The following is a 967-nucleotide window of genomic DNA, read 5'->3' on the forward strand; positions in this document are numbered from 1 at the left end:
AAAAACAATGCAATCGATTCTAACTTGCTGATCGGGAGTTTAATTTTTGGAATCGGTTGGGGGATTGCGGGTATTTTGTCCAGCACCAAGTTTAACTTTAATTGGTCTAGGCTACTATCAAGCGATTTACTTTATTATCGCGATGTTCGCTGGTTTATTGATTCATCGTCAATGGGCGGGGAGAAATTCATGACACAATATCCACTGGTACAGCATTTTTTTGATGAGCAGACCAATACCTTTAGTTATGTCGTCGTTGATCCTATCAGTCGAAAATGCGCCGTAATAGATAGTGTTTTAGATTATGATGCAGCATCAGCAACAACCAAGACCACAAATGCTGATTTGATTGTTAATTATATTCAAGAAAATAGCCTAAGCATAGAATGGATTTTAGAAACACACGTCCACGCTGATCATTTAACCGCATCACAATATTTAAAAGAGCGTTTAGGCGGTCAAATTGCCATAAGTAAGAAAATTGCTATCGTGCAAGAGACTTTCAGTTCAATTTATAATTTAGACATTAAGCACTTTAATGCCCAGCAAGCATTTGATCACTTATTTGCGGATCATGAACAGTTCAAAATTGGTGAATTAATCGCATATAACATACCAACGCCAGGGCACACACCTGCATGTTTAAGCTATGTGATCGGTGATGCTGTATTTGTTGGTGATACCTTATTTATGCCTGATTATGGAACGGCACGTTGTGATTTTCCGAAGGGCAGTGCTTCAGTTTTATTTGATTCGGTCAAAATGCTTTATCAATTAGCTGAAAATATTCGTGTTTTCCTTTGTCATGATTATTTACCTGAAGGTCGATATCAATATAGCTGTGAAAGTAGTATTCAAGCGCAGAGGGGCACAAATATTCATATTAATGATCAAACAACAAAGGCTGAATTTGTAGCAATGCGTAACCGCCGTGATGCCACACTTGCAATGCCTAAACTGATTTTAC

The 967-nt window shown here is 37.8% G+C and carries 1 protein-coding gene and 1 pseudogene; both read left to right on the forward strand.

Features of this window, described 5'->3' with window-relative positions; all coding sequences use genetic code 11:
- A pseudogene (locus tag RR876_RS16585) lies at positions 1-193 on the forward strand (DUF6691 family protein); the annotation flags it as partial.
- The coding region (locus RR876_RS16590; protein WP_332637140.1) for an MBL fold metallo-hydrolase at positions 190-967 on the forward strand (778 nt) is incomplete at its 3' end. The pseudogene RR876_RS16585 and the gene RR876_RS16590, both read left to right, overlap by 4 nt.

Origin of the sequence: Acinetobacter sp., from assembly GCF_036666595.1 — a bacterium.
Classification (GTDB): domain Bacteria; phylum Pseudomonadota; class Gammaproteobacteria; order Pseudomonadales; family Moraxellaceae; genus Acinetobacter.